17 protein-coding genes are annotated in these 22437 nt (G+C 63.1%); 14 read left to right on the top strand and 3 right to left on the bottom strand.

Features of this window, described 5'->3' with window-relative positions:
- Window positions 1-8 precede the first annotated feature (8 nt).
- The 14 genes from B5G09_RS08100 (at window position 9) to B5G09_RS08035 (ending at window position 18217) form a co-directional block, all read left to right on the top strand.
- Window positions 9-1433 carry a glycerophosphodiester phosphodiesterase family protein gene (locus tag B5G09_RS08100; RefSeq protein ID WP_087404797.1) on the top strand — a complete coding sequence of 475 codons (1425 nt, stop codon included), beginning with the start codon at window positions 9-11 and terminating at the stop codon, window positions 1431-1433.
- 25 nt (window positions 1434-1458) lie between these two features.
- Window positions 1459-3318, top strand: coding sequence for a PKD domain-containing protein (locus B5G09_RS08095; RefSeq protein ID WP_087404796.1), 1860 nt, complete (start codon window positions 1459-1461; stop codon window positions 3316-3318).
- Window positions 3319-3338: 20 nt separating this feature from the next.
- Window positions 3339-5372 carry an endonuclease/exonuclease/phosphatase family protein gene (locus tag B5G09_RS08090; RefSeq protein ID WP_087404795.1) on the top strand — a complete coding sequence of 678 codons (2034 nt, stop codon included), beginning with the start codon at window positions 3339-3341 and terminating at the stop codon, window positions 5370-5372.
- Between the two features lie 66 nt (window positions 5373-5438).
- Window positions 5439-6353, top strand: a complete 915-nt coding sequence (locus tag B5G09_RS08085; protein ID WP_087404794.1) for a glycerophosphodiester phosphodiesterase family protein — start codon at window positions 5439-5441, stop codon at window positions 6351-6353.
- An 85-nt stretch (window positions 6354-6438) separates the two neighbouring features.
- Window positions 6439-7812, top strand: coding sequence for an MFS transporter (locus tag B5G09_RS08080; RefSeq protein WP_087404793.1), 1374 nt, complete (start codon window positions 6439-6441; stop codon window positions 7810-7812).
- Window positions 7813-8063: 251 nt separating this feature from the next.
- Complete coding sequence (alr, locus tag B5G09_RS08075) at window positions 8064-10433, top strand: alanine racemase (protein ID WP_087404792.1); 2370 nt, start codon at window positions 8064-8066, stop codon at window positions 10431-10433.
- A 20-nt stretch (window positions 10434-10453) separates the two neighbouring features.
- Complete coding sequence (locus B5G09_RS08070; protein WP_087404791.1) at window positions 10454-11167, top strand: SAM-dependent methyltransferase; 714 nt, start codon at window positions 10454-10456, stop codon at window positions 11165-11167.
- A gap of 55 nt (window positions 11168-11222) precedes the next feature.
- Window positions 11223-11867 carry a nucleotide exchange factor GrpE gene (locus B5G09_RS08065; RefSeq protein ID WP_087404790.1) on the top strand — a complete coding sequence of 215 codons (645 nt, stop codon included), beginning with the start codon at window positions 11223-11225 and terminating at the stop codon, window positions 11865-11867.
- Window positions 11868-11871: 4 nt separating this feature from the next.
- A complete protein-coding gene (gene dnaJ, locus B5G09_RS08060) occupies window positions 11872-13041 on the top strand; it encodes a molecular chaperone DnaJ (RefSeq protein WP_087311004.1) in 1170 nt (389 codons plus the stop codon).
- A gap of 342 nt (window positions 13042-13383) precedes the next feature.
- Window positions 13384-13836 carry a hypothetical protein gene (locus B5G09_RS08055; protein WP_087404789.1) on the top strand — a complete coding sequence of 151 codons (453 nt, stop codon included), beginning with the start codon at window positions 13384-13386 and terminating at the stop codon, window positions 13834-13836.
- A 23-nt stretch (window positions 13837-13859) separates the two neighbouring features.
- Window positions 13860-15908 carry a DNA mismatch repair endonuclease MutL gene (mutL, locus tag B5G09_RS08050; RefSeq protein WP_087404788.1) on the top strand — a complete coding sequence of 683 codons (2049 nt, stop codon included), beginning with the start codon at window positions 13860-13862 and terminating at the stop codon, window positions 15906-15908.
- Between the two features lie 43 nt (window positions 15909-15951).
- Window positions 15952-16566, top strand: a complete 615-nt coding sequence (locus tag B5G09_RS08045) for a rhomboid family intramembrane serine protease (protein WP_087311007.1) — start codon at window positions 15952-15954, stop codon at window positions 16564-16566.
- Between the two features lie 3 nt (window positions 16567-16569).
- Complete coding sequence (locus B5G09_RS08040; RefSeq protein ID WP_087404787.1) at window positions 16570-17718, top strand: endonuclease/exonuclease/phosphatase family protein; 1149 nt, start codon at window positions 16570-16572, stop codon at window positions 17716-17718.
- Window positions 17719-17767: 49 nt separating this feature from the next.
- Window positions 17768-18217, top strand: a complete 450-nt coding sequence (locus tag B5G09_RS08035; protein WP_087404786.1) for a YhcH/YjgK/YiaL family protein — start codon at window positions 17768-17770, stop codon at window positions 18215-18217.
- A 247-nt stretch (window positions 18218-18464) separates the two neighbouring features.
- On the opposite strand, the gene B5G09_RS08030 is transcribed toward B5G09_RS08035, so the two are convergent.
- The 3 genes from B5G09_RS08030 to B5G09_RS08020 all read right to left on the bottom strand — a co-directional run bounded on the left by B5G09_RS08030 (window position 18465) and on the right by B5G09_RS08020 (window position 22315).
- On the bottom strand, window positions 18465-19643 hold the full coding sequence (locus B5G09_RS08030) for a multidrug effflux MFS transporter (protein ID WP_087404785.1): 1179 nt from the start codon (window positions 19641-19643) through the stop codon (window positions 18465-18467).
- Window positions 19644-19802: 159 nt separating this feature from the next.
- Window positions 19803-21116 (bottom strand): UDP-glucose/GDP-mannose dehydrogenase family protein, encoded by a 1314-nt coding sequence (locus tag B5G09_RS08025; protein WP_087404784.1) that lies wholly within the window; start codon window positions 21114-21116, stop codon window positions 19803-19805.
- A gap of 2 nt (window positions 21117-21118) precedes the next feature.
- Window positions 21119-22315, bottom strand: coding sequence for an FprA family A-type flavoprotein (locus B5G09_RS08020; RefSeq protein WP_087404783.1), 1197 nt, complete (start codon window positions 22313-22315; stop codon window positions 21119-21121).
- Between the last annotated feature and the right edge of the window lie 122 nt (window positions 22316-22437).

The following is a 22437-nucleotide window of genomic DNA, read 5'->3' as shown; positions in this document are numbered from 1 at the left end:
ACGGAAAAATGAAATTGCTGAAACTGGGACTGTGGCTGGTGGCCGGGATGGCGGGTTTGATCCTCCCGGCGTGTGGAAGCGGGGATGAGGATGCCGCTGCGCCCGAAAAGACCTCGGAGCTGGAGATCTGCTGGACGCCCGAAGCGCCGGCTGTCGAACAGACGGTGAGTTTCTCGCTCGGGGGCGACGTGGCGAATGTCCGCAGCGTGCTGTGGATGTTCGGCGACGGGAAAACCGCCTCGGGCGGAGTCTCCACACCGGTCGAACACGCCTATGCCAAGGCCGGAGAGTATGTCGTGAAGGCGGCCGTGACCCATCTCTCGGGTCCGATGACCGAACTCTCGAAGTCGCTGACGGTGAATAACACCGAGGCTGGAATGGTCGTCAGCAACGACTTCCCGGCCCGCATGGAGGAGGTGAGCTTCTCGCTCAACCATCTGGCCGGTGTCGAGCGTGTCGACTGGGACTTCGGCGACGACAGCGATCCGCAGTCGACCGCCTCGGCCTCGGAGATCCTCACGCACGCCTTCCAACGCGACGGGAACTTCACCGTCCGGGCCTCGATCACCTACGGCGACGGCCGCAGCGAGTCGCTGCAGCACGAGGTCGAGGTCGAGGGGCTGTCGCTGAGCTGGGCGTGCCGCAACTTCGACCGCTCGAAGATGTGGATCATGGCCCACCGCGGCAACACGCAGAACGGCTACAACCTGCCGCCCAACTCGATGGCTGCCTTCCGGGCCTGTGTCGAGTCGGGGTGTGTGGACTTTATCGAAACCGACGTTCAGATCACCCGCGACGGCGAGGTCATCTGTCTGCACGACAATTACCTGAGCCGCTTCACCGACTATAACAGCTACTATTCGGGCAAGGGCATGGTGGCCGACTATACGCTCGAGGAGCTCGGGCAGTTCCGTCTGAAAACCTCCGACGGAAAGGTCTCCGGGGAGAAGATCCCCACGCTGGAGGAGGTCCTGCTGGAGTTCCGCGGCAAGGTGTGGTTCAACCTCGACAAGTGCATGGAGAGCGACGTGAACATCGAGAAGGTCTACGACGTGGTGCGCCGCTGCGGATGCCTCGACCGCGTGCAGTTCTACATCTCGGACAATACCGACCGCGCCGACTGGCTCTCGCAGCAGGAGGTGCCCGGAATCCTCGCCCCGCACGCCAACAAGGAGTCGGCGCTGACGCTGATGACCGCCTACGAAAACACCTGGATGGTGCAGACCTCGACCGGGTATGTCACCCCGTCGTGGATTGCGGCGATCAACGCCCGGGCGCTGTCGGTGACGAACCTGCTCGACGCCGACGGCGAAAACTTCCACAACGGCAATACGACGCTCATGGAGAGCTTCGTGACGGCCGGTGTGCGGATGATCCAGTGCGACTATCCTGCCCAAATGGACGAATACCTGCGCGGCAGGGGCAAACGCTAAACCTTAAAACGACAAAACCAAGATCATGAAACGAATCATTTTCCTGTTGAGCGTCGTGTCGCTCCTGGCGCCGGGTGCCTGCTCGGAGAGCAACGACGACATGAATACCGTATATGACTCGGTCATCAACACCGATTTCACCCTCCCCGAGGGTGAAATCGTGGCCGGAATCACCCCGGTGACCTTTACCAATACCACCACGGTCGAGGGTACCACCGTGACCGACTATTTCTGGCACTTCGGATTCGCCGGCGAGGGCAACTGGAGCGAAGAGGCCCAGCCCGATCCGGTGGTCTACAAGACGGCCGGCGAGTATACCGTCACCCTGACGGCCTGGGGCGCCGACGGCAACCGCGCCACGGTGAAGAAGATCATCAAGGTACTGGCCGACAACGTGCTGCCGACGGCCGACTTTGCCTATGCCCCGATGATGGTCAACGTGGGCGACGAGGTGACCTTCACCGACCGTTCGACCGACTCGGACGGCCAGATCGTCTCCCGCAAGTGGACGCTTCCCGACGGTTCGACCTCCACGGCCGAAAGCCCCTCGTACACCTTCACCTCGGCGGGCATGTTCCGCGTGACGCTGACGGTGACCGACGACCGCGGCGGCGAAAGCAGCGTCACCAAGTCGGTCAACGTCCGTTCGGGCGACGTTGCGGACTTCACCCTGCTGTGGAGTACGGCGGTGGCTTCGGCCGAGGCGCTCTGCACGGCCAATGTCGTGACGGTGAGCGATCTGGGCTACATCTACGCCGTGACGGGCGACGGCAAGCTCGTGGCTCTCGATGCCAACGGCGACGTGGCCTGGGAGTATGACGCCGCGGCGCAGGACCAGGTATCGCTGACCCAGGAGATCGCCTATGCCTCGGTGGACAGCGACGGTACGCTCTACTGGGCGGCTCACGCCTACGGCACGGATCCCGTTCCGACGGTCTACGCCTTCGACGGCGCGACGGGTACGGTGCGCTGGAAGAACCAGACGGCCTATGCTTCGGGAGCCCGCATCGCCTACTCGACCCCCTGCATCACTCCGAGTCTGATGGTGGTCGGCAGCCGTGGTACGAACGGCGCCATCCGCGGTTTCGACAAGGCTTCGGGACAGAATACCGCCCACGCAACGCCTGCAAACGGCGGCGCCACATCGGGAACCGTCATCCTGAAGAACGGTGTTGTGGTCTTTACCAATACGTCCGAATACGGTTACGGAATCATGGTTCCCGATGATCAGTTCGTCTGGTCGCCGGTTCCGACCTCCAACACCTTTGCTCCGAGCAAGACGCTTTCGGCCGGTCGCTGCCAGCCCTGTGTCGGCGCCGACAACTGCGTCTATCTGCCCGGCAAGATCAAGGAGGGTAGCGGAGGCACGTGGAATCTGGCCGCTTTCGACTGTACGAATCTGACGGCCTCCTCGGCCAAGACGCCCAAGTGGAGCGCGGCTCTCGACGGCGGTTTCGAACAGACGGGAGCCTCGCTGAGCGCCGACGGTCAGACCCTTTACATCGTGGCCGATGCCGTGACGCCTTCGGTGGTCTATGCCCTCAATACGACGAATGGCGCTACGCGCTGGTCCTATACGCTCGATGCGCAGAGCCGCAGTATCCCGGCCGTCGACAACCTCGGTCAGGTGCATGTCGTCACGCTCAGCGGTCATTACGTGGTTCTCTCGGCCGAGGGTGAGGTGGTCTGCAATGAGCAGATTGCCGACAGCTTCGAGGGTTCGGTTTCGATCGCCGAGTGGGGCTACGCCTATGTGCTGGGCAAGGATACCACCGCCGGCAAGCTCAAGGTCTACGCCGTGGCACTGCCGGGCGTGAACTCCGCAGCCGATTCGGCCTGGTCGCAGTACGGCCGCAACGCCCGCCACATCAACTACCAGAAGTAACAACCGAAAAACAAACCGATATGAAAAAATACCTGATTCTTCCTCTGTGCGCGACGTTCTGCCTGACGGCGGGTTGCGCCGAGGATTTCCCCACGGTGCTCAACCACGACTATTACGAGGAGAATACGACGCCCGCCCAGCCCGACGTGACGGAGCAGACCGTGCGGCTGGGAACCTACAACCTCTGGATCTCGAACAAGGGTACGGGTGACTACCTTTGGACGAACCGCCGCGATGTGCTGGCGCAGTCGATCGTCAACAACGACTGGGACATCTTCGGATTCCAGGAGGCCAACGCCACGATTCAGTCCGAGCTGCCGAAGCTGGTGGCCGCCAAGGGCGGCAACTACGAGTGGTGGTTCGTCGGACGCGATTCGCAGGACGGCAAGAGCGGTGAGGCTCTCGGCATCGCCTACGACCCGGACCGCTTCACGCTCAGTGACCAGCACTACTACTGGCTCTCGGAGACGCCCGACGAGATGAGCTACGGCTGGGACGAGCTGGGCTACCACCGCATCGCCTGCTGTGCCGTGGTGACCGACAAACGCTACGGGAAGCAGTTCCTGCTGACGGTGACCCACCTGCCGCTGGCCGACATGGCCCGCTCGGAGGCCGCCAAGCTGATCGTCGAGCGTGAACAGATGTACAACAAACCGGGCATGCCCTCGGTGCTGGTGGGCGACATGAACGCCACGCCGGACGATGCCGCCTCGGCAACCTTCCGCACCCACTGGAACGACGCCTATCAGACGGTCGACGCCCGCTTCGTGAGCGGTCCGGTGGGGACCTTCAACGGTCACAAGACCTCGACCGACCTCTCGGTCTCGACGGCCCGCATCGACTACATCTACACGCGCGGTCCGCTCGCTCTGAAGAGCTACCGGGTCGACAACTCGGTCTACGGCGGCATCTACCCCTCGGACCACTGCCCGGTGACCATCCAGGTCGACTTCGACTACGATGCCCCGGAGGCTCCTCAGATCGAGGGTGCCGGTACGGAGTCCGACCCCTGGCAGATCAACTCCACGGCCGACTGGAACGCCGTGGCCGAGTCGATCAACGGCGCGGAGGCCGACGCCACCTATCTGACGACCCACTTCTATGCCCTGACGGCCGATATCGACTTCAAGGGACAGAGTCTCCTCCCGATCTCCTATGCGGCCTCGACGATCTATTTCCAGGGTGAGTTCGACGGCCGCGGACACACGATCCGCAACGTGACGATGACCGCTTCGGGCTCCTCCTTCGGTCTGTTCGGCGCCAGTGACGGCCGGATCCACGATCTCAACGTGGAGGATCTCTCGCTCTCGACGGCCTTCAAGACGGCCGGCGGCGTGGTCGGCACGAACCGCGGCGTGATCGACGGCGTCACCTTCCGGGGCCGGATTGTCGGCACGGGGGTGGCCTCCGTTCTGGGCGGCATCGCTGGCCAGAATCAGGGCGTGATCGTCAACTGCGGCAATCGCGGCGGTTCGATCGAGGCCGTCGATCTGAACTCCGGAGCCAAGGGCGAGAATCTGGGCGGTATCGCCGGCCAGATCTCCAAGGGCTCGGACGGCGTGGGCAACTACGTGATCAACTGCTACAGCTGGATCGAACGCATCGCCTCGAACAACAACAACCTGGGCGGTATCGTCGGCATCGTCAGCGACGACAGCTTCGTCATCAACTGCTATGCGACACTGGCCGACGTTACGCAGAACGACTCCTACGCCTCGTCGGTGGGCTACAACAAGAAGGGCAACGTCTGGAATGTCTACGGCAACGAGGCCTGCCCGTCGGGACAGAAGAATGCCGACTGGATCGTGGGCAACGACTCGAAGAAGGACGGTTCGGTCTGGGCCGAGAGTGTCGGTGCGCTGCTGAGCCTCGACGAGATGAAGTCCGGGGCCGTGACGGTGCCTTCGTCCGGCAAGGAGTGCGCATCGCTGGTCGAGGCGCTCAACACCGGAGCCGAACTCTATGACCAGCTGCCCGACGGCACGCTCCCGACCAAACCCGTGGTGAGCCTGCGCGAGTGGGTGGCTTCGGATACCTATCCCGTTCTGAAATAGTATGTATCGGCGGAAAAGCGTTCCGAAAGGAGGGCTTTTCCGCCTGTTTTTCGTATCTTTGTCAACATGAAACGTTTGTTATTTGGATTGGGCGCGCTGCTGTGGCTCGGTGCGTGCGCCCCGCAGCCGGAGCCGGCAGGCAGCCACGTCGACCGGATTTTGGCCGAACTCCACGACCCGACCTCGAAATACGTACTGGTGGCCTCGCATCGCGGCGACTGGCGCAACTGGCCCGAGAATTCGATCCCGGCCATCGAGTCGGTGATCAGAATGGGGGTCGACATCATGGAGCTGGACCTCAAACTCACGCGGGACAGCGTGCTGGTGCTGTGCCACGACCACACGATCGACCGCACGACCAGCGGCAAGGGCCGGGTCTGCGACATCACCTACGACTCCATTCAGCGCTGTGTGCTGCGGACCGGTCACAACGTGAAGACCTCGTGGCGGATGCCGACCCTGCGCGAGGCGCTCGCCGTCTGCAAGGACCGCATCGTGGTCAACATCGACCAGGGGTATGAATACTACGATCTGGCGCTGGCCATAGCCGAGGAGCTCGGGGTGACGGACCAGCTGCTGATCAAGGGCAAACGCCCGGCCGAAGTCGTGGCCGCGAAGTTCGCCGAGTATCCGCACAACATGATGTACATGCCGATCATCGATATCCTCAAACCCGGGGGCCGAGAACTCTTCGAGTCCTATCGTCGGCAGACGGTCCAGCCGCTGGCCTACGAGGTTTGCTGGGACGAGTTTACCCCTGCGGTGGACTCCTGCATGCACCGGATCGTGGCCGGGGGGTCGCGTCTGTGGGTCAATTCGCTGTGGCCGTCGCTCTGCGGCGGGCTGGACGATGACCGGGCTTTCAGCGGCGAAGAGGATGCCGTCTACGGCGCGCTGCTCGACATGGGGGCCTCGATCATCCAGACCGATCGCCCGCAGCTGCTGATCGACTATCTGAGCGCCAGGGGGCGCCGCCCGTAAATCAGACGGTCTGACGGAGGGGTGCCGACCGGCGCCTCTCTGCCGGACCTTGCGAACACGACTGACCGAAACTACCTGAAACAACATGTCCATTTTATCCTATTTCCGCAAAAGCGAGCCGTCGGCGCCCTTTGCCGGCGACGACGAGGCCCGCATGCGGCTCTACCGCAAGCTGCGGCTGCAGAGTTTCATCGCCGGAACGGTGGGTTACAGTCTCTACTACGTCTGCCGCACGAGTCTGAACGTGGTCAAGCAGCCGATCCTCGAGAGCGGGGCGCTCGATGCCTCGCAATTGGGTCTGATCGGTTCGGCGCTGCTCTTCGCCTACGCCATCGGCAAGTTCGTCAACGGCTTCCTGGCCGACCACAGCAACATCAAACGCTTCATGGCCGCCGGACTCTGCGTCTCGGCCGTGGCCAATCTGCTGGTCGGGCTGCTGGGACTGGCCAACGGCGGCGGCATGGTGGGCAACATGACCCTCTTCGTGGTCTTCGCCGTGATGTGGGGCCTGAACGGCTGGGCCCAGTCGATGGGGGCCCCTCCGGCCATCATTGCCCTCTCGCGCTGGTATCCGCTCTCGATCCGCGGCACCTTCTACGGCTTCTTCTCGGCCAGCCACAACCTCGGCGAATTCCTCTCGTTCCTCTTCGTGGGGGCCGTCGTGGGGATCTGCGGCTGGCAGTGGGGATTCGTCGGATCGTCCCTGGCCGGCGTCATCGGCGTGGTGATCATCGTCTGCCTGCTCCACGACACGCCCGAATCGAAGGGGCTGCCCCCGATCGGCGTGCTGACCGGCGAGGAGACGGCCGAAGAGAGCCATCACCACGCCTCGACCAGCGAACTGCAGCGTTCGGCAATCCGCAATCCGCTGGTCTGGGTGCTGGCCCTCTCGAGCGCCTTCATGTACGTGAGCCGCTACGCCATCAACGGCTGGGGCGTGCTCTTCCTGCAGGAAGCCAAGGGCTATTCGCTGGCTGCGGCCACGCAGGTCATCTCGGTCAACGCCCTGCTGGGCATCCTCGGAACGGTCTTCTCGGGGTGGCTCTCCGACCGTCTCTTCCACGGGCGGCGGAATGTGCTGGCCTTCGGCTTCGGCGTGCTGAACACGCTGGCCCTGGCGCTGTTCCTCTACTCGGGCAACGGAATGTTCGTCAATCTGCTCTCGATGGTGTTTTTCGGCATGGCCATCGGCGTGCTGATCTGCTTCCTCGGAGGGCTGATGGCCATCGACATCGTGCCGCGCGAGGCCACGGGTGCCGCCCTCGGAATCGTCGGCATGGCCAGTTACGTCGGCGCCGGTCTGCAGGACATCATCAGCGGCTGGCTCATCGACTCGGGCAGGGAGGTTGTCGACGGCGTGACGCGCTACGACTTCTCCACGGCCGCGGTCTTCTGGATCGCCGCCTCGGCCCTGTCGTTCATCCTGGCCCTCTTTGTGGCCCGCAGGTCGCGACGCTGAGAGGAGGTCCGGACCGGATTTCGGGCGGGCTGCGGAGCGAATTCCGCAGCCCGCTTCGTTGTGTCGAAAGGAGAGGCGCAACCTTGCATTTCCGACAAAATTGGCTACCTTTGCAACGCCGGGACGCCGAGCCCCGACCCGCTTGCGCAGGCGCCGGACCGACCCGGGGCTGTGAGCCCTCCGTCACGGAGCGTCCGGCGAAGCGAACTGTCAGCACCGGAAAGGCCGATGCCGCTAACAATCGGTATTTTATGAATTACAAACTTTCGCAGATCGCTGCCGTCGTCGGCGGCCGCTTCTCGGGCGAAGACCACGAGGTGCAGTCGGTCGTCACGGACAGCCGTTCGCTTTCGTGCGAACTGGGTTGCAACCCGATTTTCGTCGCCATGTGCGGTGCCAATCACGACTCGCACGATTACGTTGCTCAGATGTATGGCCGCGGCGTGCGCTCGTTTCTGGTCGAACACGCCGTCGAGGAGCTGCCCGGGGCCGGGTACGTGGTGGTCAAGAATGCCATCGCGGCGCTGCAGAGCCTGGCCGCCTACCACCGCGCCCATTTCAAGGGAACGGTCGTCGGGATCACCGGCTCGAACGGCAAGACGGTTATCAAGGAGTGGATCGCCGAGGAGCTGCCCGCGGGCATGAAGTGCTACCGCTCGCCGAAGAGCTACAATTCGCAGCTGGGCGTGCCGCTGTCGGTGCTGATGATCGAGGGCGACGAGCAGCTGGCGCTGATCGAGGCGGGCATTTCGCAGCCCGGCGAGATGGAGCGCCTGGAGCGCATCATCCGTCCCGACGTGGTGGTTTTCACCTCGATCGGCGACGCCCACCAGGAGAATTTCCTCAATTTCGAACAGAAGTGTCTCGAAAAGATGGTGCTGGCCCACCGCGCCCGGGTCATCGTCTACCACAGTTACTACGAACCGCTGGGGCATCTCATTGCCACGCATTTCGCCGACCGCCGGCTCTACGATGCGGCCTCGGCGCCGCAGGTTCCCGAGGCGGTGATCGGCAACGAGGCTTCGCGTCGCAACGCCCAGATCGTCGAGGCCTTTTGCACGGCGATGGGCTTTCCGGCACCGTCGTTCTCCAGCGCCCCGGAGGTGGCCATGCGCCTCGAGGTGAAGGACGGCATCAACGACTCGGTGCTGATCAACGACGCCTACAACCTCGATCTCAATTCGCTGGCCCTGGCGCTGGACTACCTCCACAGCGTGGCCCTCACGCGGCCGACGACCCTCGTGCTGTCGGACATCGCGCAGAGCGGCCTTTCGGACGACGAACTCTACAGCCGCGTGGCCGGCATGGTCTCGCGGGCGGGCATCGACACGCTGGTCGGCATCGGTCCCAGGCTGAAGCGCTATGCCTCGCTCTTCGACTGCGCGAAGCTCTTCTACGCCTCGACCGACGAGTGCATCGCACGCCTCGGCCGCGAAGCGGTGGCCGGCCGCGCCGTGCTGCTCAAGGGGGCCCGCGACTTCCGCTTCGAGAAGCTGGCCCACGCGCTCTCGCTCAAGAGCCATACGACGGTATTGGAGGTCGACCTCGACGCCATGATCCATAATCTCAACTATTTCCGCTCGAAACTCGATTTCCGGACGAAACTCGTGGCCATGGTCAAGGCCGGATCGTACGGCACGGGCGACTTCGAGGTGGCGCAGATGTTGCAGCACCAGGGGGTCGACTATCTGGCCGTGGCCTTTGCCGACGAAGGGGTGCTGCTGCGCGAGCGGGGCATCTCGATGCCGATCGTGGTGCTGAATGCCGACGCCGACAGCTTCGACCTGATGATCGCCAACCGCCTCGAACCCGAAATCTACAGCTTTCACTCGCTGCGTGACTTTGCCGATGCCGTGACGCACGCCGGCGAGCTCCGCTATCCGATCCACCTGAAGCTCGACACGGGGATGCACCGGCTGGGCTTCATGGAGGAGGAGATCCCGGCGCTGTGCGAACGGCTGCAGGGGATGTCGGAGGTCAAGGTGGCCACGATCTTCTCGCACCTCAATTGCGCCGACATGCCCGAGGAGGATACCTACACCCGGGCGCAGATCGAGCGCTTCGACCGCATGAGCACGGCGTTGATCGAGGCGCTGCCCTATCCTGTCATCCGTCATACGGCCAACTCGGCGGCCATCGAGCGTTTCCCCGAGGCGCAGTTCGACATGTGCCGCCTGGGACTGGGGCTCTACGGCTTCGGGTGGCAGCACAACGCCGCGCTGCGTCCCGTCTCGACGCTGAAGACCCGCATCGTGCAGATCAAACACCTTGAGGCGGGCGATACGGTCGGTTACGGGCGGGCCGGACGGCTGACGCGTCCGACGGTTACGGCCACCGTTCCGATCGGTTATGCCGACGGCCTGGATCGTCACCTGGGGTGTGGACGCTGGTCGATGCTCGTGGCCGGGCAGCCGGCTCCGATCGTCGGGCGGGTCTGCATGGACAGCTGCATGATCGACATCACGGAGATCCCCGGGGTGGAGGAGGGCGACGAGGCCGTCGTCTTCTCGGCCGCCGCAGGCAACGATCTCGAGACGATGGCCCGCGTGCTGGATACGATCCCCTACGAAATCATGACCTCGGTCTCGGGCCGGGTCAAACGCATCTACCTCAAGGAGTAACCCCCATTTCAACGCAACGTATGACTGCCGGAACCCTCTACCTGATTCCGTGTCCGATTTCGGACCAGACCGATCCGTGGGACATCCTGCCCGCGGCCAACCGCGCGGTGATGGACGCGCTGGACTACTTCATCGTCGAGAATACGCGCACGGCGCGGCGTTTCCTCTCGCGGGCCGGCATCGCACGGCCGATCGACGGGCTGGAGTTCCGCGAACTGAACGAACATACGGTGGCCGGCCGTGAGGTCGAGGAGCTGGTGGCGCCGATCGCCGCCGGACGCTCGGCCGGGGTGATCTCCGAAGCCGGGGTGCCGGGCGTGGCCGATCCCGGGGCGCTGGTGGTCGAGGCGTGCCACCGGCGCGGCATCCGCGTGGTGCCGCTCGTGGGTCCCTCGTCGATCCTCCTCGCGGTGATGGCCTCGGGGTTGAACGGGCAGTCGTTCGCCTTCAACGGCTATCTGCCCGTCAAGCCGGCCGAACGAAGCCGTGCCATCCGCTTCTTCGAGCGCCGGGCCCATGCGGAGGGGCAGTCGCAGCTCTTCATCGAAGCGCCGTACCGCAACGCGAAGCTGTTCGGCGAGCTGTTGCAGACGCTCGCTCAGGAGACGCGGCTGACGGTAGCCGTTGATCTGACGGCCCCTTCGGAGTCGGTCATAACCCGCACGGTCGGGGAGTGGCGCCGCGGCCCGCTGCCCGAATTGAACAAACGCCCGGCTATCTTCATCATCGGTTAGCGTTGGTATGCAATTTGTGCGAAAGATTATCCGGAAACTGAAAAAAATACGAGATATGAAAGAGCAAAAGGTTTATAATGAAGACGTTAAGAGCGACAAGAAAGTCGCTCCGGACGCTGGAAATCCTTCGCACGACGAGGCTTCGGATGCCAAAATGGCAGACGCGGCCGCTGCGGAGAGTGCCAAAATGGCAGACGCGGCCAAGGCCAAGGACTCCGATCCGGAACTGGACGCTGCCGAGGAGGCATCCGACGAGGCGGCCCGGGCCATTGAGGTTGCCGTGGCCGAGTGGAAGGACAAGTTCCTGCGGCTGCAGGCCGAATTCGACAACTACCGCAAACGGACCCTCAAGGAGAAGATGGAGCTCGTCCAGACGGGCGGCCGCGACGTGCTGCTGGCCATGCTGCCGGTGCGCGATGACGTGCAGCGCGCCATGGCGGCCATGGAGAAGAGCGACGATCTGGAGGCGCTGCGTCAGGGCGTGCGGCTCATCTCGCAGAAGTTCACCGAGGCGCTGCGCCAACGGGGCGTTACGGAGATGGAGTTGAAGGATAAGGAGTTCGATGCCGACATCGCGGAGGCGGTGGCCAAATTCGCGGCCGGTGAGGAGATGAAGGGCAAGGTCATCGACGTCGTGCAGACGGGTTACCTGCTGGGCGACAAGGTGCTTCGCTTTGCCAAAGTTGTCGTAGGAGAATAATGCCATGGCAGAGAAAAGAGATTACTATGAAGTGCTCGGTGTGGCGCGGAACGCCAACGCCGACGAGATAAAGAAGGCCTATCGTAAGGCCGCCATCAAGTATCACCCGGACAAGAACCCCGGGGACAAGGAGGCCGAAGAGAAGTTCAAGGAGGCCGCCGAGGCCTATGACGTGCTGTCGAACCCCGAAAAGAGGGCCCGCTACGATCAGTTCGGCCATGCCGGAATGAACGGTGCGGCAGGCGGCGGTGCCGGCGGTTTCGGCGGATTCAGCGGCGGAGGTTTCTCGATGGAGGATATCTTCTCGCAGTTCGGCGACATCTTCGGCGGCCACTTCGGCGGCGGATTCCGTTCGTCGTCGGCGGGTGGCAGCCGGCGCGTCAACCGCGGTTCGGATATCCGCGTGCGGGTCAAGCTGACGCTGGCCGAGATCGCCTCGGGCGTCACCAAGAAGCTCAAGATCAACAAGACCATAGCCTGCGACAAGTGCGGCGGTACGGGTGCCAGGGATGCCAACTCCTACTCGACCTGCTCGGCCTGCAACGGTACGGGTTACGTCACGCGCGTGGAGAACACCTTCTTCGGAAGGATGCAGACGCAGGGTGTCTGCCCGACGTGCGGCGGCACGGGCAAGGTGATCACCTCGCCCTGCGACAAGTGCAAGGGCGAAGGCACGCTGCGCGGTCAGGAGATTGTTGAGATCAAGATCCCGGCCGGAGTGGGCGAGGGAATGGTCCTCACGGTGACGGGCAAGGGCAATGCCGCGCGCCAGGGCGGCGTGAACGGCGACCTGCAGGTCGTGATCGAGGAGGAGCCCAATCCGGAACTGGTCCGCGACGGCAACGATCTGATCCACAACCTGAACATCACGGTGACCACGGCGCTGCTGGGCGGCACGGTCGAGGTCCCGACCGTCGACGGACGGGCCAAGATCAAGATCGCTCCGGGTACGCACGCCGGCAAGGTGCTGCGGTTGGCCGGCAAGGGCCTGCCCGAGGTGAACGGCTACGGCCGCGGCGACGAACTGATCGTCGTGGACATCACCATTCCCTCGAAACTATCGGCCGAAGAGAAACGGCTGGTCGAGCAGCTGGCAGCCCAGCCCTCGTTCCAGCGCGCCGAATCGACCAGGAATCAGAACATATTCGAACGCATGAAGAGCTTCTTCCGCTGACGGGCGGAAGGGCGCTTTGGATGCTCGTCGGGACGAAAACCCCTCCCTCGGGAGGGGCTTTCTCGTGACGGAGGAACTGTGGATGCGGGGCCGGCGGCGCCTCCCCGGCTCTTTTTGAGGCTCGTCTGTGTGAGAGCCGGGCTGCTTGGTGCCGAAGGTTCGGGGCCGTATGGGCGAAGCTCCGGGCTGCTCGTGGGGAGACCGGCCCGGATGTGCGGGTATTCGGGCCGTTTGCGGTGCCTGTGGATCCGCCTGCACGGCGAGCCCGGGATCCGAATCTGTGAAAAAAACATGCAATAATTTGCAAAGATATTCGTATCTTTACCGAAAAAGAGGACGACCATGTTAGGCTTTACCCCCTTCAAGAAACACGCGAACAAGTTCAACTATATTCCGCGCTATTACGACCCCGAAAAGGAGGCCCGTGAACAGCGTCGCGCCGAGTTGCGCGGCGAACGCGCCGAGGATGCCGGCCGCGAATACCGCCCGGGACAGTATATCCGTACGCAGCGTGAGGCGCGTGCGGCCCGCCATGCCGGAACCGGGGATCGGGGCCGGACGCGCATCTTCAAGATCGCCGGGGCGATGGCCCTGATGCTGCTGTTCATCTATCTGCTCTATCCGCGGCTGGTCAACTGGATGCTGCAGATGCAGCGGCCCGTGGCGCGGCCCGTACCGGCGGCTCAGGCCGAGGGGGAGTTCAACCCCTATGCGCCGATTGTCGTCGTCCCGAACGACTATCAGAAGCCGGAGGCTCCGGCCGCCGAGACGGCGGAGAAGCAGGCGGAGGAGTAATCGTGTAATCCGTGAGAGAGTAAATGGCAGACAAAATCAGACTGTTGCCCGAAGTGGTCGCCAACCAGATTGCGGCGGGCGAGGTGGTCAACCGGCCTTCGTCGGTGGTCAAGGAGATGATGGAGAACTCGCTCGATGCGGGGGCCCGGACCGTGAAGGTCAATTTCCGCGACGGCGGCAAGGAGCTCATTCAGATCGTCGACGACGGCTGCGGCATGTCGCCCATTGATGCGCGCATGGCCTTCGACCGCCATGCCACGAGCAAAATCAAGGAGGTCGAGGATATCTATGCGCTGCATACGTTCGGATTCCGCGGCGAGGCGCTGGCCTCGATTGCCGCCGTGTCGCAGGTCGAACTCCGCACGCGGCAGGAGGGCGACGAGATGGGTACGCAGACCGAAATCAACGGCGGACAGTTCGTCTCGCAGACGGCGGTGATGTGCCCCGTGGGGTCGCAGTTCTACGTGCGCAACCTCTTCTACAACGTACCGGCCCGGCGGCGTTTCCTGGACAAGAGTACCACGTCGGCGTCGCAGATCCGCGCCGAATTCCAGCGCATTGCGCTCTGTTATCCGCAGGTGAGCTTCGAACTCTACTCCAACGACGCTCCGGTCTACAACCTGCAGCCGGCGTCGCTGGCCGGGCGGATCGTCGATGTGGTGGGACGCCACATCAAGCAGAATCTGCTGGAGGTCGAGGCCGATACCTCGATTGCCCGCCTCGAAGGCTTCATCGGACGCCCTGCGGCGGCCAAGAAGCGCAATACGGAGCAGTATCTCTTCGTCAACGGCCGCTTCTTCAAGAGCACCTATCTGGGAAGCGCCATCCTGAAGGGGTATGAAAAGCTGATTCCGGAGAGTTGCCAACCCTCGTATTTCCTCTTCCTGACGATCGACCCCGCGCGTATCGACGTGAATGTCCATCCGCAGAAGACCGAGATCCGCTTTGCCGACGAGGATGCCGTCTGGCAGATCGTCAACGCCGCCGTGCGCGAGACGCTGGCCAAGACGGGCGCCGTGCCGATGATGGATTTCGACCGCGAGCGGTCGATGGAGATCCCCGTGCTGCAGAAGGGGGCCGTCTACAGCGAACCGGCCGCCATGTCGAATCTGGATTACAACCCCTTCCGCGAGGAGTATATCGATCCGTCGGCTCCCGAACCGACGGTCGACTTTACGGGCTTCGACGTCCCCTACAACGGGGCGGATGCCCCGTCCAAACCGATATCGGGGGGTGCGGGACGTGTTCCGTCGTTCCTGGGCGGCGGGGCGCTGGCTGCGGCCCAGTCCGACGAGTTTGACGATTTCGAATCGTCGAGCGATTTTCAGCCGGAACCCTCGGACGAGTTCCTCTCGCCGGATGGACTGGCGGCCGCGGATTTCGAGATCGTGGCTTCGGGAGCCCCGGTCGGCGATGGGGCGGATGCAGCCTCCCTCGGAGAGAGTTCGCTGGAGTTCATCCCCTCGTCGGCGGAACCCCGCCAGCAGCAGCTGGAGTTGGCGGAAGGCGTGCAGTTCTCGGATGCGATGCCGCTGCCGGGCGGGTTCATTGCCGCGTTGATCGGCGGCCGTTTCGTCGTGGTTGACGTACGCCGGGCCCGCGAACGGATCCTCTATGAGGAGTATCTGCGCATGCTGGGCCACGGTTCGGCCGTCAGCGAGCAGCTGCTCTTCCCCGAACGGCTCGTCCTTTCGCAGGAGGAGTACCGCCTTATGGAGGAGAATGCCGTCGATCTGGCCGCCCTGGGTTTCGACATCGACTTTCGCGGCGGCGGTACCGTCGAGGTGAAGGGTACGCCGGCCGACATGCCTGCCGATTCGGTCGATCAGCTGCTGTTCGACCTGCTGCAGGCCTTCGCCACACCCGTGTCGCTGGCCGACGTGCGCCGCGAGAAGATCGCCGCAGCCATGGCCCTCTCGGGATCGAAGAGCATCGTGCGCAACCTCTCGCGCGAGGAGGCGCAGGCGTTGCTCGACCGTCTGGCCGGGACGGGCAACATCAGCTTCTCGCCCTCGGGCAAGGCCCTCATCACCGAGATCACCCCCGAAGATTTGCGGGCCCGACTGGGATAATCCGGCGGAAAAAAGTTACATTTGCAAAAATTTGAATTCGTTCATGAACCGTTATTTCCAGACCCCACCGGTAGTCAAGAACCTGATTATCATCAACGCTCTGATCTACCTGGCGATGGCGCTCATCCCCGAGGCCTACCGCTTCCTGAACCATTACGGAGCACTTCAGATCGGCCCGCGGATGCTGGGCTATGAATTCCATACCTACCAGTTCATCACCTACATGTTCCTCCACGCCAATTTCGAACATGTCTTTTTCAACATGTTCGCACTGTGGATGTTCGGACGTACGCTGGAGTATGATCTGGGTTCGCGACGCTTCCTGATCTACTACATGGTCTGCGGCGTGGGTGCGGCGCTGATTCAGGCCGCCATCACCGTGGCCATGGGTCAGCCGATGGCTCTGGTCGGTGCGTCGGGGGCCGTGATGGGACTGCTGCTGGCCTTCGGCGTGATGTATCCCAATGCCGTGATCATGCTGCTCATCCCGCCCATCCCGATGAAGGCCAAATGGTTCGTAATCATCTACGCCGTCCTGGAGCTCTTCCTCGGATGGAGAGGTGTAGGCAACGTGGCCCACTTCGCCCATGTCGGCGGCATGTTGTGGGGATATCTGATGCTCCAGTGGTGGAAACGCCGCGGTATGATCCGTTTCTGAAAGATGGCCTCCGAGTACTACAGCGGTTACGGCGAGCGGCCGGCCGCAAAACGACGCCGCAGCTGGATCGTCTGGCTGTTGGATGGCGCGATGACGCTGCTCTCGGCCGTGGTGGCCGTGGCGCTGGTGCTGACCTATCTGGTCCCCTATGTCGATCCGGCCCGCGTGTGGTTCTTTCCGGTGCTGGGACTCGCGGCACCGATCACCTATGTGGCTGGTGTCATTCTGATGCTCTACTGGATCATCCGCTGGCGCTGGCTGAGGGCCGGCGTGATGATTCTGATCGTTGTGATCGGTCTGTTCAAGGTCTCGCTCTTCTGGCGCCCCGAGATCCGGCGCACGTACGAACAGACGGAGGATTTCGACCGCGGAACCTTCAAGGTGATGACCTACAACGTCCGCAGTTTCTACGGCGAAAACGGCCATAGCAGCGTTGACGACATCCTGCGGCTGATCGACGAACAGGATCCCGACGTGATCTGCCTGCAGGAGTTCAATGCCCGGCTGGCGGCGCGTTCGGAGAAGTTCGCGCTGCTGGATGAACGTTACGAAAGTGCCGGCTTCGGGCGTACGTCGGCCCCCGATTCGGCCTACGAGGCTCCGCTGGCGGTGCTGAGCAAGTTCCGGATCCTGCGCTCGGGTACGGTGCTGACTCCCGCCTCGTCGGTGTGGGTCGACCTGCTGGTGGGCGAGGACACGGTGCGCGTCTTCAACAACCACCTCCGCTCGACGGCCATCAATGCCTCGGACAACCGCTACATCACCGAGCACCGCTTCCTCTCGGATACGGCCCGCGAGACGAAGATCCGCAGCATCGTCGACCGCCTGCGTGACAACAGCGTGCTGCGCGCCGCACAGGTCGACAGCATCGCCCGCGTGATCGACGACACCCGCACGCGGATCCTGGTCTGCGGTGATTTCAACGATACGCCCGTTTCGTACGTCTACCGCAAGATGGCCCGCGGACTGCGCGACGCCTTCCGCAGTTGCGGATCGGGCTATTCGCATACGTTCCGCGGCTTCTACAACACGCTGCGCATCGACTATGTGCTGTGCGGCGGTCTGGAACCGATCACCTACGAAACCATTCCCGTAGATTATTCGGACCACCATCCGGTGCTGGTGCGGATGAAGAAATCGGAGGAGGACTGAGCGGGCCCGATAACCCTGAATTGCAAGATAACCCTAAAAATAGAAAACTATGATTCTGGATTCTTTGAAAAACAGCGCACTCTACTACGGCGTACATCCGCGCATGAAGAAGGCCTTCGAACTGATCGCCTCGACCGACTGGACGAAGGTGGAACCCGGTATTCACGAGCTCGACGGCCGGGATATCTACGTCAACGTCCAGGAGCGCCCGCTCAAACTGAAGAAGGATGCCAAACTCGAGGTGCACAACGAGTATATCGATATCCAGGTGCTCGTCAGCGGCACGTGTGAATCGTTCGGCTGGAGCGAGCGCAAGGATCTCTGCAAACCGCAGTCGGAGTTCAACAAGGAGAAGGACATTCAGCTCTTCGACGATGAGCCCCAGACCTACTATACGCTTCGTCCGGGCCAGTTTACGGTGCTCTTCCCCGAGGACGGACACGCTCCGATGGTGGGCGAGGGGACGGTGCGCAAGATCATCGTCAAGGTGCGCCTGTAGTTCCGCGCGGGCGGGAAGGGGCTGGTTCCGTCCCTTCTGATGGAAAAACGCTCATGAAAAACCCTGCTGTCTTCGGGCAGCAGGGTTTTTTGTATGGGTGGGGGAAGGTGGCTGTGGAAGAGCGGGAGTCGGTCCGTATCAGAGGCGGGTACCGGGCGGCATCGGACGGGTGTAGGGCCATATCGGATGGGTGTAGGGCCGTATCGGACGGGCACCGGGTCTGCTTTCCGCTTCCTCCTCCGGAGGGTCAGGCCACGGCGGGGCGGGACGAGTGGCGCACTCCGAAGCGGATGCAGAGCCACGAGCAGAGGGCGCAGACCACGAAGACCGTACCCGTCGAGAGGAGCGTGTCGCCCATGCCGACAAGCGGCGAGACCACACCTCCGAAGGCGAAGCAGACGGCTCCCAGCAGAGCCGAACCTGTTCCGGCCTGTTCGCGGGCGGCCTCCATGGCCAGTGCCGTCGAGGAGGTGAAGGTGAGGCCCATGGTGAAGAGCAGTGCAAAGAGCAGCATCTCGTAGGTCCAGAATCCGCAACCCGTTGCCAGCGCAACGGCTTCGGCTGCGGCGAAGAGGATCATGCCCCGGCAGCCCGTGCGCGTACAGCGTTCGGGCGAGCGGAACTTCACCGAGAGGGCAGCAGCCGTACCGATCGAGATGGCGTTGATGGCGAAGCAGATACTGAATTCGAAGGCCGAGAAGCCGTAGTGCTGCTGGACGATGAAGGGTGACGAGGCGATGTAGGCGAAGAGGACGCCCTGTGCGAATCCGAGCTGGAGCGTGTAGGCGCGGTAGCGGCGGTTGCGGAGGACGGTGGCGAAGCCGTGCAGCAGATCGCCCCAGCCGACCCGGCTGCGGCGCTCCAGCGGCAGCGATTCGCGCAGGCGATAGCTGCCGGCAAGAAGGACGACACCCAGCGCGAGCAGGATGCAGAAGATGCCCCGCCAGCCGATCGAGTCGCTGAGCGTACCGCCGACGATCGGGGCCACGACCGGGGCCACGCCGTTCACGGCACCGATCAGGGCCAGCATGCGGGCCAGATCCTGGCCGGCGAAGCGGTCCGTGGCTACCGAGCGTGAGATGACGATGCCGCCGGCTCCGGCCACGCCCTGCAGCAGACGCAGGGCGATGAACTGACTGATGTCGGTGGCGAACAGGCAGAGCAGCGTGGCGGCAATGAAGAGCCCCATGGCCGCCAGCAGCGGGCGGCGGCGTCCGTACTTGTCGCTCAGCGGGCCGAAGAGCAGCTGTCCGACGGCCAGGCCGATCATGCTGGTCGTCAGGCCCATCTGCACGAGCGACGACGAGGTGTGGAAATAGCCCGTCATGGCGGGGAGCGTCGGCAGGTACATGTCCGTCACAAAGGGGCCGAACGCCGTAAGCATACCCAGCAGAACGAGCAGAAAGAGTTTGCTGTTGTTGTTCATTCCGTACAAATTTTCGTTGCAAAAGTACACTGGATTTTCCCGGTGCGAGTAGTCGTTTGTTGCCCGGTTTTGTCGCATTTCGGAACAAGAAGGAGGATTCCGGAACACGTCGTCTCCGAAATCCTCCTTCCAGGGTGGGGGAAAGCTCTCTCTGTCGGGCTATTTGCCGATACCGAAGTAGCGGAATCCGGCGGCCCGGACCTCCTCCCTGTCGTAGATGTTGCGTCCGTCGACCACCACATCGCCGCGCATCATCTCGCGCAGGCGGCCCCAGTCGGGCATGCGGAACTCCTTCCACTCGGTGAGCAGCGCCACGGCATCGGCCCCCATGGCTGCTTCGTACATCGTCCGGGCCGGGAGCACCTCCAGATCGCTCCGCCGGCGGAGGAACTCCGTCACGGCCACCGGATCGCAGATCCGCACCTCGGCACCGGCGCCGACCAGACGCGTGATGACCTCCGTGGCCGGGGCTTCGCGGATATCGTCCGTCTCGGGCTTGAAGGCGACCCCCCAGATGGCCACGCGACATCCGTGCAGATCGCCCAGCGCGGCGTGCAGCTTCTCGAAGACAACGCTCTTCTGCGCCTCGTTGACCCGTTCGACCGCTTCGATGACCTGCATCGTGTAGCCGTGTTGGCGGGCCGTGGCGGCCAGTGCCTTGACATCCTTCGGGAAGCACGAACCGCCGTAGCCGCATCCCGGATAGAGAAATTTGTTGCCGATCCGGGTGTCGGAGCCGATCCCCTTGCGGACCATCCCGACATCGGCCCCCACGCGGTCACAGAGGTTGGCGATCTCGTTCATGAACGAGATGCGGGTGGCCAGCATGGCGTTGGCGGCGTATTTGGTCATCTCGGCCGAGGCGATGTCCATGAACAGCACGCGGAAGTTGTTGATCAGGAAGGGTCGGTAGAGACGGGCCATCAGGTCGCGGGCCCGCTGGCTGTCGACCCCCACCACCACGCGGTCGGGTGACATGAAATCCTTGATGGCGGCCCCCTCCTTCAGAAATTCGGGGTTCGAGGCGACGTCGAAGGGCACCTGGCAGCCGCGTCGGTCCAGCTCTTCGCGGATGATCGTGCGGATGCGGTCGGCCGTGCCTACGGGAACGGTGCTCTTCGTGACGAGCAGCGTGTAGCGGTTGATGTGCTGTCCGAAGGTGCGTGCGACGCTCATCACCTGGCTCAGATCGGCGCTGCCGTCGGCTCCCGGCGGGGTTCCGACCGCCGAGAAGACCACCTCGACGCGGTCGAGACACTCCGCCAGATCGGTCGTGAAGTGGAGCCGTCCGGCTGCGGTGTTGCGGCGCACCAGCTCCTCCAGCCCCGGTTCGTAGATCGGGATCTGTCCGCTGCGAAGCGCTTCGATCTTTCCGCGGTCGGTGTCCACGCAGGTGATGTCGAGGCCCATCTCCGCAAAGCAGGCCCCCGACACCAGTCCGACGTATCCCGTTCCGACGATGGCGATTTTCATCCTCAGGCCTTGTTGCGGAGTTTTTCGGCGACGTTGCAGGCCAGTGCGTGGCAGGCGTCGAACATCTTCTCGCCGAAGCCCTGCCGCATCTCGACGGGGTCGCACAGTGTCTCCCACTTCATCTTCTGGGCGAATTCACCCAGCAGACGTACCGAGGCTCCGGCCCAGTTGAACGACCCGAACCAGCCGAAGCGGCGCTGCGGGATGCAGCGTGCGGCCAGTTTGTCGAGCAGTTCGCCCACGGGCGGGAAGAGTCCGCCGTTGTAGGTCGGGCCGCCGACGAGCAGCGTGTCGAAGCGGAAGACGTCACGCAGCACGACCGACGGATCGGCATACGAGAGGTTGTAGAGGCGGATGTTGCGGACGCCTGCGGCCACCAGTTCCCGGGCGATGCGCTCGGCCAGTTGTTCGGTGTTGCCGTACATCGAGGCGTAGGCGATCACCACGCCCGGCTCACCCTCGTAGCGGCTCATGCGGTCGTAGAGATCCAGCACGCGGCCGATGTGCTGCTGCCAGACGGGACCGTGGGTCGGGCAGATCGTCCGCACGGGCAGCGTCGCGAGTTTCTGCAGGGCCTTCTGCACCGGAGCTCCGTATTTGCCGACGATGCAGGCGTAATAGCGGCGCATCTCGTCCCAATAGCGCTCGGCGTCGACCTGCGAGTCGGTGATTCCGCCGTCGAGGGCTCCGAACGTACCCATGGCATCCCCCGAGAAGAGGGTCTGCTCTTCGGCACACCACGTGACCATCGTCTCGGGCCAGTGGACCATCGGGATCATGTGGAACGAAAGGCTCTTGCCATCGCCCAGATCGAGTGTCGAGCCCTCCTTGACCTCGATGGCGTTTCCCTTCACGCCGTAGTATCCCTCGACCATCTGCAGGGCCTTGGCATTAGCGACGAGCTGCAGGTCGGGGTAGATGCGGCGCAGGGTGGCGATCGACGACGAGTGGTCGGGTTCCATGTGGTTGATGACCAGGTAGTCGATCCGGCGGTCGCCGATCACTTCGCGGATGTTGGCTTCGAGACGGCTGCCGAATGCCTCCTCGACGGTGTCGATCAGGGCGATCTTCTCGCCCACGACCAGATATGCGTTGTAGGAAACCCCTTGCGGGAGCGACCAGAGACCCTCGAAACGGGTTGTCGTGCGGTCGTTGACGCCGACATAGTGAATGCCGGGAACAATTTCAGTAATTGCCATAAAAGGGTATGTTAAATTTTTGCCGCAAAGGTACGAAAAAAAACGCAAAACAACTCGTTGTTTTTGCGGGCATTCTCAAAATCCGTACGGTTTCGGCCCCGGCCCGGGGTATTGTTGCATGC

The organism is Alistipes sp. An54 (assembly GCF_002159375.1).
Lineage (GTDB): Bacteria > Bacteroidota > Bacteroidia > Bacteroidales > Rikenellaceae > Alistipes > Alistipes megaguti.
This window is presented reverse-complemented; position numbering and strand designations above follow the sequence as displayed.

Excerpts from the sequence above, each read along its gene's own strand:
- B5G09_RS08030 (WP_087404785.1), bottom strand. The coding sequence starts at position 19,643 with ATGAACAACAACAGCAAACTCTTTCTGCTCGTTCTGCTGGGTATGCTT.
- B5G09_RS08080 (WP_087404793.1), top strand. The coding sequence starts at position 6,439 with ATGTCCATTTTATCCTATTTCCGCAAAAGCGAGCCGTCGGCGCCCTTT.
- B5G09_RS08040 (WP_087404787.1), top strand. The coding sequence starts at position 16,570 with ATGGCCTCCGAGTACTACAGCGGTTACGGCGAGCGGCCGGCCGCAAAA.
- B5G09_RS08095 (WP_087404796.1), top strand. The coding sequence starts at position 1,459 with ATGAAACGAATCATTTTCCTGTTGAGCGTCGTGTCGCTCCTGGCGCCG.
- alr (WP_087404792.1), top strand. The coding sequence starts at position 8,064 with ATGAATTACAAACTTTCGCAGATCGCTGCCGTCGTCGGCGGCCGCTTC.
- B5G09_RS08070 (WP_087404791.1), top strand. The coding sequence starts at position 10,454 with ATGACTGCCGGAACCCTCTACCTGATTCCGTGTCCGATTTCGGACCAG.
- B5G09_RS08085 (WP_087404794.1), top strand. The coding sequence starts at position 5,439 with ATGAAACGTTTGTTATTTGGATTGGGCGCGCTGCTGTGGCTCGGTGCG.
- B5G09_RS08025 (WP_087404784.1), bottom strand. The coding sequence starts at position 21,116 with ATGAAAATCGCCATCGTCGGAACGGGATACGTCGGACTGGTGTCGGGG.
- B5G09_RS08065 (WP_087404790.1), top strand. The coding sequence starts at position 11,223 with ATGAAAGAGCAAAAGGTTTATAATGAAGACGTTAAGAGCGACAAGAAA.
- B5G09_RS08100 (WP_087404797.1), top strand. The coding sequence starts at position 9 with ATGAAATTGCTGAAACTGGGACTGTGGCTGGTGGCCGGGATGGCGGGT.
- dnaJ (WP_087311004.1), top strand. The coding sequence starts at position 11,872 with ATGGCAGAGAAAAGAGATTACTATGAAGTGCTCGGTGTGGCGCGGAAC.
- B5G09_RS08055 (WP_087404789.1), top strand. The coding sequence starts at position 13,384 with ATGTTAGGCTTTACCCCCTTCAAGAAACACGCGAACAAGTTCAACTAT.
- B5G09_RS08045 (WP_087311007.1), top strand. The coding sequence starts at position 15,952 with ATGAACCGTTATTTCCAGACCCCACCGGTAGTCAAGAACCTGATTATC.
- mutL (WP_087404788.1), top strand. The coding sequence starts at position 13,860 with ATGGCAGACAAAATCAGACTGTTGCCCGAAGTGGTCGCCAACCAGATT.
- B5G09_RS08020 (WP_087404783.1), bottom strand. The coding sequence starts at position 22,315 with ATGGCAATTACTGAAATTGTTCCCGGCATTCACTATGTCGGCGTCAAC.
- B5G09_RS08090 (WP_087404795.1), top strand. The coding sequence starts at position 3,339 with ATGAAAAAATACCTGATTCTTCCTCTGTGCGCGACGTTCTGCCTGACG.
- B5G09_RS08035 (WP_087404786.1), top strand. The coding sequence starts at position 17,768 with ATGATTCTGGATTCTTTGAAAAACAGCGCACTCTACTACGGCGTACAT.